This window comes from Solibacillus ferritrahens (assembly GCF_037027585.1).
In the GTDB taxonomy this organism is placed as follows: domain Bacteria; phylum Bacillota; class Bacilli; order Bacillales_A; family Planococcaceae; genus Solibacillus; species Solibacillus ferritrahens.
In genome coordinates this window covers 1-15,040 of the sequence record NZ_JAXCLE010000016.1, presented here as the reverse complement: position 1 = coordinate 15,040, position 15,040 = coordinate 1, and the positions used below count along the sequence as shown (strand labels likewise).

The 15,040-nt window shown below is 39.2% G+C and carries 17 protein-coding genes; 4 read left to right on the top strand and 13 right to left on the bottom strand.

The window, feature by feature from the left end:
• Positions 1-205: 205 nt before the first annotated feature.
• The 7 genes from SNE38_RS14710 to SNE38_RS14680 are packed head-to-tail and all read right to left on the bottom strand — an operon-like array spanning position 206 to position 6,007.
• On the bottom strand, positions 206-613 hold the full coding sequence (locus SNE38_RS14710; RefSeq protein WP_191704817.1) for a Na+/H+ antiporter subunit G: 408 nt from the start codon (positions 611-613) through the stop codon (positions 206-208).
• Positions 591-875: a Na(+)/H(+) antiporter subunit F1 gene (locus SNE38_RS14705; RefSeq protein WP_191704816.1), complete on the bottom strand. Its 285-nt coding sequence runs from the start codon at positions 873-875 to the stop codon at positions 591-593. The genes SNE38_RS14710 and SNE38_RS14705 overlap by 23 nt, the downstream gene beginning before the upstream one ends.
• Positions 872-1,354 carry a Na+/H+ antiporter subunit E gene (locus SNE38_RS14700; RefSeq protein WP_191704815.1) on the bottom strand — a complete coding sequence of 161 codons (483 nt, stop codon included), beginning with the start codon at positions 1,352-1,354 and terminating at the stop codon, positions 872-874. Before SNE38_RS14700 ends, SNE38_RS14705 begins: the two co-directional genes overlap by 4 nt.
• Before the next feature lie 15 nt (positions 1,355-1,369).
• Positions 1,370-2,854 carry a Na+/H+ antiporter subunit D gene (locus SNE38_RS14695; RefSeq protein WP_191704814.1) on the bottom strand — a complete coding sequence of 495 codons (1,485 nt, stop codon included), beginning with the start codon at positions 2,852-2,854 and terminating at the stop codon, positions 1,370-1,372.
• On the bottom strand, positions 2,847-3,185 hold the full coding sequence (locus SNE38_RS14690; protein ID WP_191704813.1) for a Na(+)/H(+) antiporter subunit C: 339 nt from the start codon (positions 3,183-3,185) through the stop codon (positions 2,847-2,849). Before SNE38_RS14690 ends, SNE38_RS14695 begins: the two co-directional genes overlap by 8 nt.
• Position 3,186: 1 nt before the next feature.
• Entirely contained in the window at positions 3,187-3,609 is a 423-nt protein-coding gene (locus SNE38_RS14685) for a Na(+)/H(+) antiporter subunit B (protein ID WP_191704812.1), read from the bottom strand.
• A complete protein-coding gene (locus SNE38_RS14680; protein WP_191704811.1) occupies positions 3,596-6,007 on the bottom strand; it encodes a Na+/H+ antiporter subunit A in 2,412 nt (803 codons plus the stop codon). The genes SNE38_RS14685 and SNE38_RS14680 overlap by 14 nt, the downstream gene beginning before the upstream one ends.
• A 341-nt stretch (positions 6,008-6,348) precedes the next feature.
• On the opposite strand from SNE38_RS14680, the gene SNE38_RS14675 reads away from it, so the two are divergent.
• A complete protein-coding gene (locus tag SNE38_RS14675; protein ID WP_191704810.1) occupies positions 6,349-7,032 on the top strand; it encodes an adenine nucleotide alpha hydrolase family protein in 684 nt (227 codons plus the stop codon).
• 54 nt (positions 7,033-7,086) lie between these two features.
• Here SNE38_RS14675 and SNE38_RS14670 read toward each other — a convergent pair whose 3' ends face one another.
• Complete coding sequence (locus SNE38_RS14670; protein ID WP_336046785.1) at positions 7,087-8,292, bottom strand: MFS transporter; 1,206 nt, start codon at positions 8,290-8,292, stop codon at positions 7,087-7,089.
• A 107-nt stretch (positions 8,293-8,399) separates the two neighbouring features.
• Here SNE38_RS14670 and SNE38_RS14665 point away from each other — a divergent pair, with 107 nt between their 5' ends.
• Positions 8,400-9,083: a YetF domain-containing protein gene (locus tag SNE38_RS14665; protein ID WP_191704879.1), complete on the top strand. Its 684-nt coding sequence runs from the start codon at positions 8,400-8,402 to the stop codon at positions 9,081-9,083.
• A gap of 57 nt (positions 9,084-9,140) precedes the next feature.
• Here the strand turns inward: SNE38_RS14665 and SNE38_RS14660 are convergent, their stop codons facing one another.
• From SNE38_RS14660 to SNE38_RS14640, 5 genes are all read right to left on the bottom strand, one after another.
• Positions 9,141-9,923 (bottom strand): ABC transporter permease, encoded by a 783-nt coding sequence (locus tag SNE38_RS14660; protein ID WP_336046784.1) that lies wholly within the window; start codon positions 9,921-9,923, stop codon positions 9,141-9,143.
• On the bottom strand, positions 9,910-10,812 hold the full coding sequence (locus SNE38_RS14655) for an ABC transporter ATP-binding protein (RefSeq protein ID WP_336046783.1): 903 nt from the start codon (positions 10,810-10,812) through the stop codon (positions 9,910-9,912). The genes SNE38_RS14660 and SNE38_RS14655 overlap by 14 nt, the downstream gene beginning before the upstream one ends.
• A complete protein-coding gene (locus SNE38_RS14650; RefSeq protein ID WP_191704806.1) occupies positions 10,809-11,009 on the bottom strand; it encodes a PLD nuclease N-terminal domain-containing protein in 201 nt (66 codons plus the stop codon). The genes SNE38_RS14655 and SNE38_RS14650 overlap by 4 nt, the downstream gene beginning before the upstream one ends.
• Position 11,010: 1 nt before the next feature.
• Positions 11,011-12,129: a helix-turn-helix domain-containing protein gene (locus SNE38_RS14645; protein WP_191704805.1), complete on the bottom strand. Its 1,119-nt coding sequence runs from the start codon at positions 12,127-12,129 to the stop codon at positions 11,011-11,013.
• Positions 12,130-12,274: 145 nt separating this feature from the next.
• Positions 12,275-13,222: a carbohydrate kinase family protein gene (locus SNE38_RS14640; protein WP_191704804.1), complete on the bottom strand. Its 948-nt coding sequence runs from the start codon at positions 13,220-13,222 to the stop codon at positions 12,275-12,277.
• Positions 13,223-13,372: 150 nt separating this feature from the next.
• Between SNE38_RS14640 and SNE38_RS14635 the strand changes: the two genes are divergently transcribed.
• Together SNE38_RS14635 and SNE38_RS14630 are read left to right on the top strand one after the other, a co-directional pair.
• Positions 13,373-13,933 (top strand): GNAT family N-acetyltransferase, encoded by a 561-nt coding sequence (locus tag SNE38_RS14635; RefSeq protein ID WP_191704803.1) that lies wholly within the window; start codon positions 13,373-13,375, stop codon positions 13,931-13,933.
• A 16-nt stretch (positions 13,934-13,949) separates the two neighbouring features.
• Positions 13,950-14,864, top strand: a complete 915-nt coding sequence (locus SNE38_RS14630; RefSeq protein WP_191704802.1) for an EamA family transporter — start codon at positions 13,950-13,952, stop codon at positions 14,862-14,864.
• The last annotated feature ends 176 nt before the right edge of the window (positions 14,865-15,040 follow it).

Genomic DNA, 15,040 nt, shown 5'->3' with positions numbered 1-15,040 from the left:
TCAACAGGTTGACCAAAAGTTATCCACAAAACTTTAATTAGAGATTAAAAAATATCCACTATTTCTTTATATAAAATCAATTTTTATATAATTTTTTACTATAATAAATATCATTTATTATAGATTGTGGATAACTAAAAAAATTTAGGCAGCAAAAAAGCATTTTAGAAGTGTCTATTCCCCACTTCTAAAATGCCTTATATATTTATTCTTTAATTTCTTTTAATGTTGCCTCTACTTCTTCTTTTACTTGGATATTTTCCTCGCCAAATAAAATTTCATTTAAGGCATCGTCTCCAGAACCTTCTGCTAGCGGTACGCGTGACCGATACGCTGCCCGACATACTAAGTGTCCGGATACCGGTGCTGTGATAAATACGAAAATAATCCCTAAAATTAATCGAATACTTACATAGCCATCATGAATCCAAAAATACACGAACCCACCGAATAGGCAAAGTAATACAGAAAGTGTCGCACTTTTCGTCGCAGCATGCGAGCGTGTGTACACGTCCGGCAATCGAATCATACCGAATGCACTAATCACACTCACGATGGCACCAACTAAAATAAGCAGTGCCGCCATTAACTCAATCAGCTGATTTACGTTCAACAATGACACCTCTTTCGATATATTTCGAGAATGCAATTGTTCCGATAAACGCTAAAATACCTAAAATTAGAATAGCCTCTAAAAACGCCTTTGTATTTAATACGATAGAGACAATGGCAATCGCGGAAATTAAATTTACACCAATGGTATCTAGTGCAATTGCGCGATCAGGTAGTGAAGGTCCTTTTATCACACGGTAAAGGGACAGCGCGATTGCCAGCATAAATAATACAAGTGCCGCTTTTAAAATCAGATCGATCATTGTGTCACCTCCAAAATGGCACGTTCAAACTTGCCGATTGAACGGATTACCGTTTCTTTCGATTCCTCTATATCCATCGCATGAATATAAAACGTACTGTTATCTTCTGATACTTCCATCACAACAGACCCCGGTGTTAACGTTAATAACAGCGCTAATGCTGTGACTTGATAGTCGCCTCTTAGTTTTGTTTCATATATAAAAATACCCGGTGTTATTTTCAACTGTGGGTCCAACACTTGTTTTAATACAGAAATACTTGATAAGAGCAGCTCCTGAATAAATAAAAGGATGAGCTTAATAATCTTTAACACACGGCGCAAATAAAATTGTGTTCCAAAGAACCGATGCATGGCATATAGAATCAATGTTCCGACTAAAAATCCTGACATGAATGTCGTAAAATCTGCCATCGGATCATCTTTAAGTAAAAACCAAAGCGTTGCTATAAATAAATTAATAATAAACTGACCTAACATGTGCTCACCCTCCTTTTATTTATTCGTATTTAAAATCGCATCGATGTACACGGAAGGATTCGATAATGTGTAAGCTGCATCATTCACATAAACTGCCAAACCTTCTGCGCCAACGCCTAATCCAATAATGAAAATGGCCAATATTATAAATGAAGCCATTGCGCCCCGTGGAATCGGCATTTTATCTTCTTCATTAATGGATGTTTCTCCAAAAAACGAAGCCAGGAAAATACGCAGTAAAGAATACATTACGATAATACTTGAGCCGAATGCCAACGCTAGTAACACATAGGACTCCGTTTCAATAGCACCTTGACCAATAAGTACTTTTCCGATGAAACCGCTCAATGGCGGGATACCAACAAGCGCGCACATCATAATAAAGAAAATCCAACCGAACAAGGGATAAATCCGGATTAATCCATTCATATTCTTCACGACAACTTCACCCGTTACAAGTATCATCGTACCAATAAGTAAAAACAGTAATGCCTTACCAAGCATGTCATGTACTAAGTAATAGACCGCCCCTGCCATCGCATCTTCTGTACCAACTGCAAGTGCCACTAATATAAAGCCTACACTAATAATTACATTGTAGGTAGCAATCGTCCGTACATCTCGTCCGGCAAACGCGCCCATGCATCCTGCAATAATCGTTGCCCCTGCCATCACGCCGATAATCGTATGGGTGATTTCCGGCTGTAATGGGAACATCAACATAAATGTACGGAACAGTGCATACATACCAACCTTTGTTAGTAACGCTGCAAATAATGCCTGTACAGCTGTCGGTGGCACACTGTATGAACCAGGTAACCAGAAGAATAATAGTAATCCGGCCTTTAAACCGAAAACTACTAGGAAAGTAAGTGACACGACCGTCAGCAATGGATCTTGCCCTGCCTCTGCCACACGCTGTGCAATATGCGCCATATTAAGCGTCTTTAATGTTCCGTACAAGTAAGCAAGTGCCACTAGGAACATCCAAGATGCCACAACATTAATTAATACATACTTGATAGACTCTCGCAGCTGCATCTTTCCCCCACCTAAAGCGATTAGGACATAAGAAGCGAGCAGCATAACTTCAAAACAAACAAATAGATTGAAAATATCGCCTGTCAAAAAAGAACCATTTACCCCTGCAATTAAAAACAATACAAATGGGTAGAAGTACATTTTCTCATGACGCTCACCTATTGTCGAAAATGCATAAATTAAACAAACAGCCGTTACGATACTTGCCGTCAATACGAGCAGTACCGAAAACGAATCGGCTACAAATAAAATACCAAATGGCGGCATCCATCCACTGAAGTCTAACCGAAGTATTCCTTCAGTTTGAATAAGCTGCAGCAATACAACAGAAATGCATGCTACAAAAATCATCGTAATCAAACTTACAATTCGTTGAAGCTTAATATTATTATTTAAAAATACTAATAGCGTTGCCGTAATAATCGGCACAATTAAAGGTAAAACAATTATATTATTCATCTGATGACCCTCCAAGCTCCTCTAGATCATCGGTTCCATTCATTAAGTACATCCGGTAAGCCAGTACTAGTAAAAATGCCGTAACCGCAAAACTAATAACAATCGCTGTTAAAATCAAAGCCTGTGGCAAAGCATCAGTAAACGGAGCTGCCGCCTGGCCTAAAAGCGGAACACTCCCCTTCTTTAAACCACCAACCGTCAATAGTAATAAATGAACGGCATGCGAAAGAATGGCTGTGCCGACAATGACACGTATTACACTACGAGAGAGGATTAAATAAGTAGCGACTGTTACCAGAATGCCGACAAGTACAATCATTAAAGATTCCATACTATTCATCCTCACTTATATTTAAAATAATCGTTACGAGTGTACCGACAACCGTCAATGCCACACCTGCTTCAAAAATCGTAACAGTCGACAAATGCTTTTCCCCCAATAATGGGAGATTATAATAGCCATCTGCCTGTGTTAAAAAAGGTACATTAAAGAAAAGGGAGGCAATAGCTGAACCAGTTGCTAGCAATACACCGAATGCAGCAACCTTCTTAAAATCAAACGGCATGCCTTTATGCACCGTTTCAATATCGTACGTCAAATACAACAGCACAATCCCCGAACCGAGTACTAATCCACCGATGAATCCACCGCCCGGGGCATTATGTCCTGCAAAAAATAAGTACATACCAAGCGTAAAGACGATGAACACAACGCCTCGTACAACTGATTTTAAAATAACATCATTTACTTTCAACGTCTGCATCCCCCTTTTTCGCCTTTAGCTTAATAAGTGTGTAGATGCCTAGACCCGCAATAAAGAGTACAACTACTTCCAGCATCGTATCAAATGCACGGAAATCCCCTAAAATCGTGTTGACGATATTTTGCCCGCCTGCTAAATTATACGAGTCCTCAAAGTACTTCGAAATCGGCTCAAATCGATCGTAATTCATTACCGCTAAGCCAATAAGTGTAACAGTTGCACCAACTGCTATGGAAATAGTTACTTTCGCAAATCTCCAACTCTTCGGTAAATACTCGTTTTTAAGCTTCGGTAAATATTTAAAAGAAAGCAGGAACAATGCTGTTGTCACAGACTCGACGACCAACTGTGTGAGCGCTAAATCAGGTGCTCTAAATACAACGAAGAAAAATGCCACAGAATATCCGAGTACCCCGTTTAACAGCACTACAGTAATACGCTGTTTGGCAAAAATAATTGCCACGGCAGCCATAATCATAACGAACACCAAAACCAACTCATAAGGCTCAATTACGGAGTCCTTTGAAGGATCCCAGCTAAACGCATCCGCATAAATCATATAACCCGCTAAAAGGGCAACAAAAAACACATAAATATATACAAAGTAATAGGTTAGATTACCATTCATATAACGATTCGTTACACGTCCTGATACATCCTCGCCTGAAGTAATCACACGTTCATACAAAGCATTTAGTGTGAAACTTGGCGGAATCAGCTGATAGATTGGACGCCATTTTTTTAATACACGATATAATAGAACCCCAATTATGATGACACCTGCTGTCATAATAAGCTCCGGATTTATATGCCCATGCCATGCAGCAATATGAGGCGTCATATCTTCTACCGACGGGAACATTGGATAAATACTTGCCATTGCAGGACTTAAAATATAATGTCCCAGCACATTCGGGAAGATGAAAATTCCTACAACAAATGCAACTAAAATATAAGGTGAAATTAACATACCGAATGGCGCTTCATGCGGTGGCTTTTCCAGACGATCTGGCTGAATTTTGCCGAAGAATGTACGCATAACGATAATGACACAGTAAATAAAGGTGAATATACTTGCTACCCATGCGATAATGGGGAATAAAACACCGATGCTATTAAGCGAAAAAAGATCCAGCTCAGTAATTTTTAACGTTGCCGTAAAGAACATTTCCTTACTCAAAAATCCATTGAATGGTGGTAAGCCTGCCATTGAGGCACTACCGATAACAGCTATCGTAAATGTAAATGGCATAAGTGACATCAATCCACCTAAACGGCGAATATCACGCGTCCCTACTTCATGGTCGACAATACCTACCATCATAAAGAGTGCGCCTTTGAATGTTGAGTGATTGATTAAATGGAACAAAGCCGCAAAAGTGGCCTGTGTATAAATGACGGATTCCGTAGAATAGCCAGAATGTAGTGCAGCAGAGCCAAGACCAAATAAACACATTATTAATCCAAGCTGACTAATTGTTGAATAGGCCAGTAATGCCTTTAAATCGAACTGTTTGACGGCATTGAATGATCCCCAGAACAAAGTAAGGAGACCTACCCCACTCACTGCCCAAAACCATACTTCGTGACCACCGAAAATAGGCGTTGTACGCGCAACGAGGTAAATGCCTGCTTTAACCATTGTGGCAGAGTGCAAATACGCGGAAACCGGTGTCGGCGCCTCCATTGCATCCGGCAACCAAATATGGAAAGGAAATTGAGCGGATTTCGTAAATGCACCTAAAAGCACTAAACACATCGCGGGTACAAAGTATACACTGGATTGCACAACTTCTAAATTTGCGACAATTTCCCGTATACTAAACGTGCCTGACGCAACATATAACATTAAAAAACCAGCTAACATCGCAACGCCGCCAGATACTGTGATGGTCATTGCTTTGCGCGCACCTGCACGAGATGCTTTACGATGATGCCAAAATGCGATTAGAAGGAATGAGGAAACACTCGTTAATTCCCAAAATACATAGAGCACCATTAAATTATCTGAAAGGACGACGCCTAGCATAGCGCCCATGAATAGTAATAAGTAACAATAGAAATGATGCAATGATTCTTTCGTTGATAAATAGAAAATTGAATACAGTATTACTAAGCTACCTACTCCCGTAATGAGCAAACTGAAAATCATGCTCAATCCATCCAGATAAGTAGTGATATTAATACCGAAAGAGGGGATCCACTCAAACGTCTTGACGAATACTTCGCCATTTGCAACTCGAGGGATATATGTAGCTAAAAACGAAAATAAAACGACAGGTACGACTAATACAAACCACCCTAAGTGAATGTTCTTAAAATACCTGTATATAAACGGAATTAATGCTGCAGCAATAAAGGGCAGCACAATTGATAGCGTGACAATCAAAAGCAAAAACCTCCTACAAAATAAAGTCAACAAAACTATGTATCACACTAAATTTAATTAATCACACTTGACTATCTATTTAACTCACTTCATAATAATGTGGCATATAGAGATTATATTTCAAAATTAATCAAATTTATTTTTTAAAATAAAATGCTGCAAGTAAGAGAAATCACGTAAAATTTACTGAATATAAATAAACATCACAGAAATAAGTATACAATAATAAAGTGTGCAATGCACTGTAATAGCTTTCTTTTTATCTCAATTATGCTTAATTTCTCAAAACATATTCGATTCAATAAATTATTATAGGATAAGAAAAAGAGGTGCGAACTAAAATGAAACATGTTAAAGGCCGATTGGATGAAAGTATTTTAGTTTGTGTATATTATGGACAAAATGGTGAGCGATTAATTCGCCGTGGACACAAACTTGCGACATTACTCGACTGCCCATTATATGTACTGACAGTTGACTCAAAGCCGCTTGACGCTTTTGATGCGGAGAAATCCGGTTACATTGAACAGTGGAAAGAACTAACTAATGAGTTGGATGTAGAAGAGTTCTTCATTAAAGATAACGAAAAACGCCCAATTCATAAAGTAATTACAGAAGTGGCGACAAACTATAATATTACGCAAATCATTGTAGGTCAAAGTGCGCAAAGTCGCTGGGAGGAAATTACGAAAGGTTCGTTTTTAAATGTCCTTTTAAAGGAAGTACCCTTTGTTGATTTCCATATCGTTTCGGTTAAACATCCATCAGATGATGAACTGATCGATATTTTCGAAAAAGGCGTACGCGCTTATTTAATCAAAGAAAACGGCCATTATAAAATCGCCTTCACTTGTCCTAAGATTGCCTTTATCGAAGGTATTTTCTTTAAGGAAATCGGCACAGATTTTGATAATGGTATCTTTAAATTTAATTTTGACAACAAAATGCACGAAGTAAATATTACTGAAGCACTTGTAACTGATCCTGATCGTATCCCATTGGCTGGCCGCCTGGAAAACGAATAAACCATACCCCTTCCCCAATCCATTATGGGGAGGGGGTTAATTTGTTTAGAAATACTATTTTGCATGCTCAACTCGGTCCCTTGGCAGAAAAAGGGCGACTAGCAATAATAATGTTAAAACAGATACAGCGATCATCGTAAACTTTAGCCCCAGCCCGTCTATCACCATTCCGATAACGACAGATCCAATTGCCCCCATTCCAAATGCCACGCCAATTGTTAAGCCAGCCATCGTGCCAATTTTGGAAGGAACAAGCTCCTGGGCGTACACAACGGTTACCGTAAAGCTAATCATGATAAGAATTCCGATAATAATTAAAAACAGTAGTACAGCCTGCACCGGGACAAATGGCAGCGCCAGGCAAAACGGGATAGGTGCGATAACCGATAGCAATATAATGTTTTTCCTTCCAAAGCGATCTGATAAAGGACCCCCGAAAAATGTCCCCACGACCCCGAATGCCATAAACGTAAAGATAAATAGCTGTCCCCGCTCTACACTCATTCCATACTGCTCAATTAAGTAAAATACATAAAAACTCGTTATATTCGTCACGTAAAACGAACGTGCAAAAATGAGGAGCAGTAGCACAATAAGTGCCATTGTTACTTGCTTTTTTGTTAAGGGCGGCAATGAGGAAACGAGTATCTTCTTTATGTTGGACTTTTTTTCTGCATCAAGCTGACGTTTGTACCAAATCGAAATTTTCGTTAACAGAAAAATACCAATGGATGTAAAAATGAGGATAAACGCGACTCCATTCATACCAAACGGTAATATTAAAAAGGCACTTAATAATGGCGCCAATGCTTGTCCACTATTTCCCCCTACTTGATAAATCGACTGTGCCAATCCACGTTTATTCCCTGCAGCCATGAAAGATACACGCGAGCCCTCAGGATGAAAAATCGCTGAGCCGATACCTAAAAAGATGACCGACACTAAAATCATCCAGTACTGTCCTGATAAGATGAGCAATGATAGACCAATAAACGAACTGACCATCCCTATTGGCAATGCATAGGGAAACGGCTTTCTATCCGTCATAAATCCGACAGCTGGTTGTAGTAGGCTTGCAAATATATTGAGGACGAACGAGATCATACCAAGCTGGGTAAACGTTAACCCTAAATCACGTTCCAGTAGCGGAAACATCGCCGGTATAACTGCCTGCATCGTATCATTGATTAAGTGACATATCCCGATCGCTACCATAATGGGATAGACAGGATTTGATTGTTTTTCAATTGTAGCCGACATCTGTTTTCACATTCTTTCTATTAGATAAAATCGCATATTTCCTTTTATGTTTGCCCATGCTATTCGCTATAAGGAGTGATTATAAATTGGAACTAAACTTATTTGAAATGCTCTGGCGTTCAAGCTGTGCATTTTTTGCTATATTACTACTTGCACGCATAATTGGCAAAAAACAATTAAGCCAGCTTACTTTTTTCCACTATGTAACAGGTATTACATTCGGTTCAATTGCAGCGGAAATCTCCGCACAAGTAGAGACACCCTTTCTAGACGGGCTGGTCTCACTTATATGGTGGGCGGTCCTTACTCTTTTTATTAGCTTCATTACGTTAAAATCGAAAAAAGCTCGTGTTTTATTCGATGATAAGCCAAGTATTGTCATTCAAAATGGTATTATTTTAAATGACAACTTAAAAAAAGCACGTCTTCATACCGATGAACTTGCCATGCTACTGCGCGAGCAAAGTATTTTCTCATTTGATGAGGTACAGTTTGCTGTTTTTGAAACAAATGGCGAACTAAGTGTACTTAAAAAGCCACTAGCCCGTACTGCAACAAAAGAAGATGTGAATGTTTCAGCTCCTACTCCACAGTATTTACCTACAGAGCTTATATCAGACGGGAAAATTATTAAAGAAAATTTAAATGAGCTCCAATTAACGGAAGAATGGCTACTTAAAAAACTATCCAAGAAAAACTATCATTCAGTTGAAGACCTTTATTATGTACAAATTTTAGAAAACGGTTCACTTTATATTAGCGTCAAAAATGCCAGTCCGCCTTCCTCATAATATTTTCCTAAAATAAAAAAGAGAGACCGGTTAAAAAAATCGGTCTCTACTGAATAATTAAATATTTAGTTGGCGCATATTTTTCCGGCTCATTACTATACCAAGAACAATGGACAAAATCGTCAGGCCCACAACCATAAGTACTGTGAGCCAATACGTTTTCAAAAGTACACTATCTGTTAGAAGCGCTATTCCGTAATTCGCAAGCTTCCATGGTGTTACACTCCAAAAACCACCAAACAGCGAATCGATGAACAAACCTAACGATATAATTACAATCGTAACGGCTGCTGCAATTGACGTGTTGAATGCCGCACTCATTGCAACGGTTACAGCCATGACAAATAGTAACCATAGACAATACGTCCCCAACATCGCAAAAAACTTCATCCAGTCTACAGTCCCATACAACAATGCAGTATAATACATACTCCCCGCATAGCCGGCAATCGCACTAATCATAGCGATGATGCTTGCTACCATCCATTTACTTGCATACATTGCCGTAAAAGAAACAGGTCGAACATAGATGAGCGTTGCCGTTCCATTTTGGCGTTCCCGGCTAAATATACCAATATAAGCCGCTATTAATACGAGTAAACCAATCGACTGAAACTGACCGGTCGACGCCATCAAAAGGTCGGCAGGCTGGAATTCAGGCAATGTCATCATAAAACCCTCCGGCATATTGCCGACAGCTTTTAAAATATCTTCCATAAAATAATTCATTATTGGGTCACTAATTCCAAGCAATATAAATACGAGCGGAATCCATAATAGTTTAAAGCTCCGTACACTTTCACGCCATTCCTTTAAAAAAAGTGCTTTAAATTGTTGCATTCTTGCCAGCCACCTTCATAAAGATTTCTTCCAAGCTTGCTGTCTGTCGTTCCACCTTCAGCACTTCATATGGTGAAATGGCAAGCTGGTACAACAGCTGCTGCATAGTCGGTCGATCTTCCAAAATCTCAATATAGACGATATTTTTTGCCCATTGCGTTTGAAGTGCCGTTTGCTCAGTAAATTGCTGCGCTTCGTTCTCGTGAGAAAACGTGATTTTATAGCGTGGCTCCTGAAACTTCTCCTTGACTCGCTGCAATGAGCCTTGTTCTACTAATTGCCCGTCACGTAAAAACAATAGCTGATCCGTCATTTCCTCTGCATCATTTAAAATATGTGTTGAATACAATATCGTCGTTTGCTCCTGCACTTCCTTTAGTAAATTCATTACTTCACGACGCCCAACAGGATCCAGTGCTGATACCGGCTCATCCAATAATAAAAGTTTTGGCTTATGAACGAGCGCCTGTGCAATGCCCAATCGTTGCTTCATTCCACCTGAAAATGTGACGGTTTTCTTATTCATGGCATCCTCTAACCCAACAAACGCAAGCATCTTTTTGCATTCGCTTTTTAAAGCACGTTTGTCAAGATTACTTAAACTCGCCACCATTTCCATATACTCAAGTGCTGTCAGCCACGAGTAGAATTGTGGATATTGCGGCAAAAACCCAATTGCACTACGCATATCTTTTACATTAGGCATGATAATCTGACCACTTGTCGGCTCCATTAAATGGGCAAGCATAGAAAGCGCAGTTGTCTTCCCAGCACCATTTGGACCAATTAGTGCTGTTGACGTATGCATTGGTAATGAAAACGATAAACCATCCACTACTTTTTTTGGGCCGAACTGTTTCGTTAATTCTTTCACTTCAATGCATATCATTGATTTTTACGTCCAAAAAGAAAATACGCAATCGGTCCAAGCGTATTGACAAATAGTGACACGATAATCCAAACCCATTTCGGTCCGCGTGTTTCATGAATACGAACAATATCAACAATCGCTACTGTCGCCAACACAAACTGTAATACTAATAGCGGGGCAATCAACCCCCACGGAATATTTGATAAAGCTTCCATTTTACAATTCCTCCTCAAATTTTAAATGATGCTTCAAATTAACGATTAAATTTTTATAACGTACATCTTGTTGGATATTCGCCAACATCGGATTATTGGCAATGCCTTCTAAAATCGAGCTTCTTATAGTTTCTTCATCACGGGGTGTTTGCGAGCTGAGCATTACTTCCCTAGCAATCCATCCGTCCAGCAAATAGAAATAATCGTCGCCTGTAAGCCGAAGAGGGAAAACCATTTGCAAACAAACTTTTACATAGCGCTCAATACAGCGAATAGCCTGCTCTATATTATTTTGCATCGCATATCCGCTCGATGCCCTTATATAAAACAGCAGTGCTGTATGAACGTTTAACCGTTCAATATTGAAGATTTCAATCATTGTTTCAATACGGCGGACCGATTGTTCAAAATATGTCTCATTGTCCACTTCTAACAGTAACGCCTCGCTCGCATTTGAAATAACACACAGCAATTGCTGATACATATTAACCTGGAAAATTTCCTTCGCCTTCTCCGTGTTGCCGAGCATCATTTGTGCAGTCGCGATTAACTGTTCACTGCCAAGCTGAATAATCGCATCTTCTCCTAAAAGCTCAATTACTTGCTCAGGTTCCCCTTTTAAAATATACGAAAGTGCCTGCAGTAAATTGGCTTCATTCGTCAGTTTATAATCCCCGCTAAATTCCTTTACACGTTTGCAAAGTGCCTGGATTTTTTTGGTTACCTTATCCGTATCCCCTGCCTTGTTAAAGTAATTCACATAAAGCTGCGCCATCTTCAGCAAAAAAGGAAAGCAGGAATAGTATTCCTCAATCAGTAACTCGATAGTCCTATCTACCTCTTCAAATTGCTCTTTAGAAAAGCGTCGAGCCAACTCCGCATACATATTCATAATCCGCTCATTCGTCAATTGTGGTTTATACCCTAACAATTCATCAATCGATACATTAAAATACGTTGCAAGCTTTGGCAATAATGATATGTCGGGATAACTTTGCCCTTTCTCCCATTTCGACACAGCTGCTCTGGAAACGCCCATAAAACGGGCAATATCCTCTTGCGTTACATTTAATTTTTTTCTATTATTCATAAAAATGGTCGCAAATTGAAAGTTATCCATCCCGTCACCTCTTAACCTAATTATAAGAAGAAATGATACGTTTTTATAGCGACTAATTGTTTCAATTTAATGATTTTGTCAACTAATGGTTTCTTAATAACCAAAAAACAGGCTGTCCAAAACTAGACACCCTGCATATTTTCTACTATTTAATTAAATGTTTTATTTCTTCATAGTTTGGCAGTGCTGTTAATGCACCCGCTTTTGTTGCAGCCATTGCGCCTAGCTTATTACCAAATGCCACACAGTCTACTAAATCCTCTTTCACTGTTGGCAGTCCATTAAAATGAACATAGCGCAGAACGCCTGCCATAAATGCATCACCAGCACCTGTTGTGTCTACTGGAACAACGCGATCAACAGGGACATGTGTCACTTCACCATTGAGTACGGCATATGCACCATCAGCACCTACAGTAATTAAAACAATCGGTACTAATAGCTCGTCCAGCTTTTGTAAGCCTTCTTCAATCGTTGTTGTTTCTGTTAAGAAAAACAACTCTTCATCTGTCAGCTTTAAAATGTCGGCATCTTCAAAAAACGACGCAACCGTTTCGCGGCAAATATCTTCGGATTCCCAACGTAAAGGACGAATATTCGCATCGATGGCGATAATCGCTCCTTTATCCTTTGCCATCTCCACTGCAGTACGTGTCGTTTTTAAGGCTGTTTCTTCAAACATTGTTCCCGAACATACATTTAAAATGGAAGCGCGTTTGAAAGCTTCCTCGTTCAATTGCTCAGGTGTTACTTGTAAATTCGGCGTCTCATCGACATAATCTTTAAATACACGCTCACAGTTTTCTGTTAAATGAACGTATACTCCACTTACACGCTTCTTCTCATCAAATACAGCAAAATCTAAATTGACGCCTTCTTTTGCGATCTCCTGGCGACAAAATTCCGATGTTTCGTCATCTCCTGTTATCGTAATAAGGGCTGACGGAGCACCAATTCGACTAATACCTGCGGCTACATTGATTGTAGCGCCTCCCAAAAACTTCGTGAATGACGTATTCGTTTTGTCATTTGCAATATAATCAACGAATGCATCTCCATACACTAAGATGAATTCTTTGTCTAATTGACTCATTAATTGTCTAACCTCCGACGTAATATGTTCTTACTAATTTACCATAGAAAAGAACGATTTATAAAACTTTGTACTATTCTGAAACTAATCGTTTTTTAGCGAACTATATTTATTTCTGTTATACTGTGTTTCGGTAAGGAGAGGATTTAGATGACGATTATTATTCGTAATGCGGAAATAAAAGATGCATCCGCTATTGCCCCTTTAATTTATGACGCTATTGGCGACATTGCAAATAATTTGACTGGACAAGACGATCCCACAAAAATATTAGCGTCTTTAGAGCAGTTAGTTACAGAAACTACTAACCGACATAGCTATTTAAATACATATGTAGCTGAAAAAAATAGCGAAATCTTGGGGATTGTCGTGCTATATGACGGACTACTTGGACACAAGCTTGATCGTCAATTGGAAGAACAACTAGCTGGAAAAGGCATCCATATTACGTTAGATGTAGAGGCTCATATGGATGAATATTATATTGATACAATTTGTGTTTCCAAAGAAGCACGCGGTCTTGGTATTGGAACGCGCCTTTTGCAGTTTGCTGAACAAAAGGGTAAGCAATTAGGCTACAGCAAAATTGCTTTAAATGTGGAATTGGAGAAAATTGATGCTAGACGCTTATATGAACGGATGGGCTACTCTACAACCGAAAACTGGACAATTATTAACGAGCCATTTCATCATATGGTGAAATCGCTATAGAATAGGAAGAAACACAATGAAACAAAATTGGATTTACTCACTGCTGATCGTCATTGCAGCAAGCAGTTATGGCATACTATCAACTATTGTAAAAGTTGCCATGCAGCATGGTTATACATCAGCAGAAGCCGTGACTAGCCAATACTTCTTTGGCTTTTTACTGGCGCTTTTATTATTTATCTTAACACAACGAACTTTACCGAAAGTTACAAAGTCCGGTGCATTGACCCTTTTAATTGCAGGGATCTGTACTGCTGTTACGGGGATTTTTTACGGACAATCATTAAATTATTTGCCGGCATCACTAGCTGTCGTGATGCTTTTCCAATTTACTTGGATTGGGCTCTTTATGAATTGCTTCGCGAACAAACGTCTTCCAAGCCGTATTGAGCTATTCTCTTTGGCCTTTTTACTTGCTGGAACGATTTTGGCCGCTGGTATTATCGATGTAGATTTGTCACAAATTGCATGGCAAGGATGGGCACTGGGCTTGGCTGCTGCTTTTACTTTTGCTGCATTTCTACAGATTAATGCCCGCAGAGTTGAAGGTGTGACAATGATAGGTAGAACATTTATTCTGTCCGTTATTGCACTCATTGTTATTTCCATCTTTTTAACACCTGAAATTATATGGAACGGGCAATTAGGTACCGGACTATGGAAGTTTGGGATGGCACTTGGTTTATTCGGGATTATTTTACCGATTTTACTATTCTCGATTGCTGCACCAAAAGTTGGCGGAGCACTCGTTTCAATTTTAAGTGCGATGGAACTGCCCGTAGCAATTATCGTATCCGTTATTGTATTAAAAGAAAGCTTAACGATTATACAGGTTGGTGGAATTATTCTCGTTTTATTCGGCATGGTATTGCCATCCTATTTTGCTGCAAAGAAAATGCGTACTATAGATAAGAAGGAAAAGCTAACCTGAATAAAACGAACTCCATATTATAAAAGCTGTTGTCTGTATTATTACAGGCAACAGCTCAGATTGTCGACAAAAGGCATCGAGAGCTCGTCTCTCGATGCCTTTTGTCATTTCTTTTATCAAATTAGGTCCCGAAGTTCTGTAAAAGTTCTCCTCTTCGAGGGAATATGCCCTCTATT

Coding starts and splice junctions, on each gene's coding strand:
- SNE38_RS14705 (WP_191704816.1), bottom strand. CDS start 875: ATGATCGATCTGATTTTAAAAGCGGCACTTGTATTATTTATGCTGGCA.
- SNE38_RS14700 (WP_191704815.1), bottom strand. CDS start 1,354: ATGTTAGGTCAGTTTATTATTAATTTATTTATAGCAACGCTTTGGTTT.
- SNE38_RS14695 (WP_191704814.1), bottom strand. CDS start 2,854: ATGAATAATATAATTGTTTTACCTTTAATTGTGCCGATTATTACGGCA.
- SNE38_RS14690 (WP_191704813.1), bottom strand. CDS start 3,185: ATGGAATCTTTAATGATTGTACTTGTCGGCATTCTGGTAACAGTCGCT.
- SNE38_RS14675 (WP_191704810.1), top strand. CDS start 6,349: ATGAAACATGTTAAAGGCCGATTGGATGAAAGTATTTTAGTTTGTGTA.
- SNE38_RS14670 (WP_336046785.1), bottom strand. CDS start 8,292: ATGTCGGCTACAATTGAAAAACAATCAAATCCTGTCTATCCCATTATG.
- SNE38_RS14665 (WP_191704879.1), top strand. CDS start 8,400: ATGCTCTGGCGTTCAAGCTGTGCATTTTTTGCTATATTACTACTTGCA.
- SNE38_RS14660 (WP_336046784.1), bottom strand. CDS start 9,923: ATGCAACAATTTAAAGCACTTTTTTTAAAGGAATGGCGTGAAAGTGTA.
- SNE38_RS14655 (WP_336046783.1), bottom strand. CDS start 10,812: ATGATATGCATTGAAGTGAAAGAATTAACGAAACAGTTCGGCCCAAAA.
- SNE38_RS14650 (WP_191704806.1), bottom strand. CDS start 11,009: ATGGAAGCTTTATCAAATATTCCGTGGGGGTTGATTGCCCCGCTATTA.
- SNE38_RS14645 (WP_191704805.1), bottom strand. CDS start 12,129: ATGGATAACTTTCAATTTGCGACCATTTTTATGAATAATAGAAAAAAA.
- SNE38_RS14640 (WP_191704804.1), bottom strand. CDS start 13,222: ATGAGTCAATTAGACAAAGAATTCATCTTAGTGTATGGAGATGCATTC.
- SNE38_RS14635 (WP_191704803.1), top strand. CDS start 13,373: ATGACGATTATTATTCGTAATGCGGAAATAAAAGATGCATCCGCTATT.
- SNE38_RS14630 (WP_191704802.1), top strand. CDS start 13,950: ATGAAACAAAATTGGATTTACTCACTGCTGATCGTCATTGCAGCAAGC.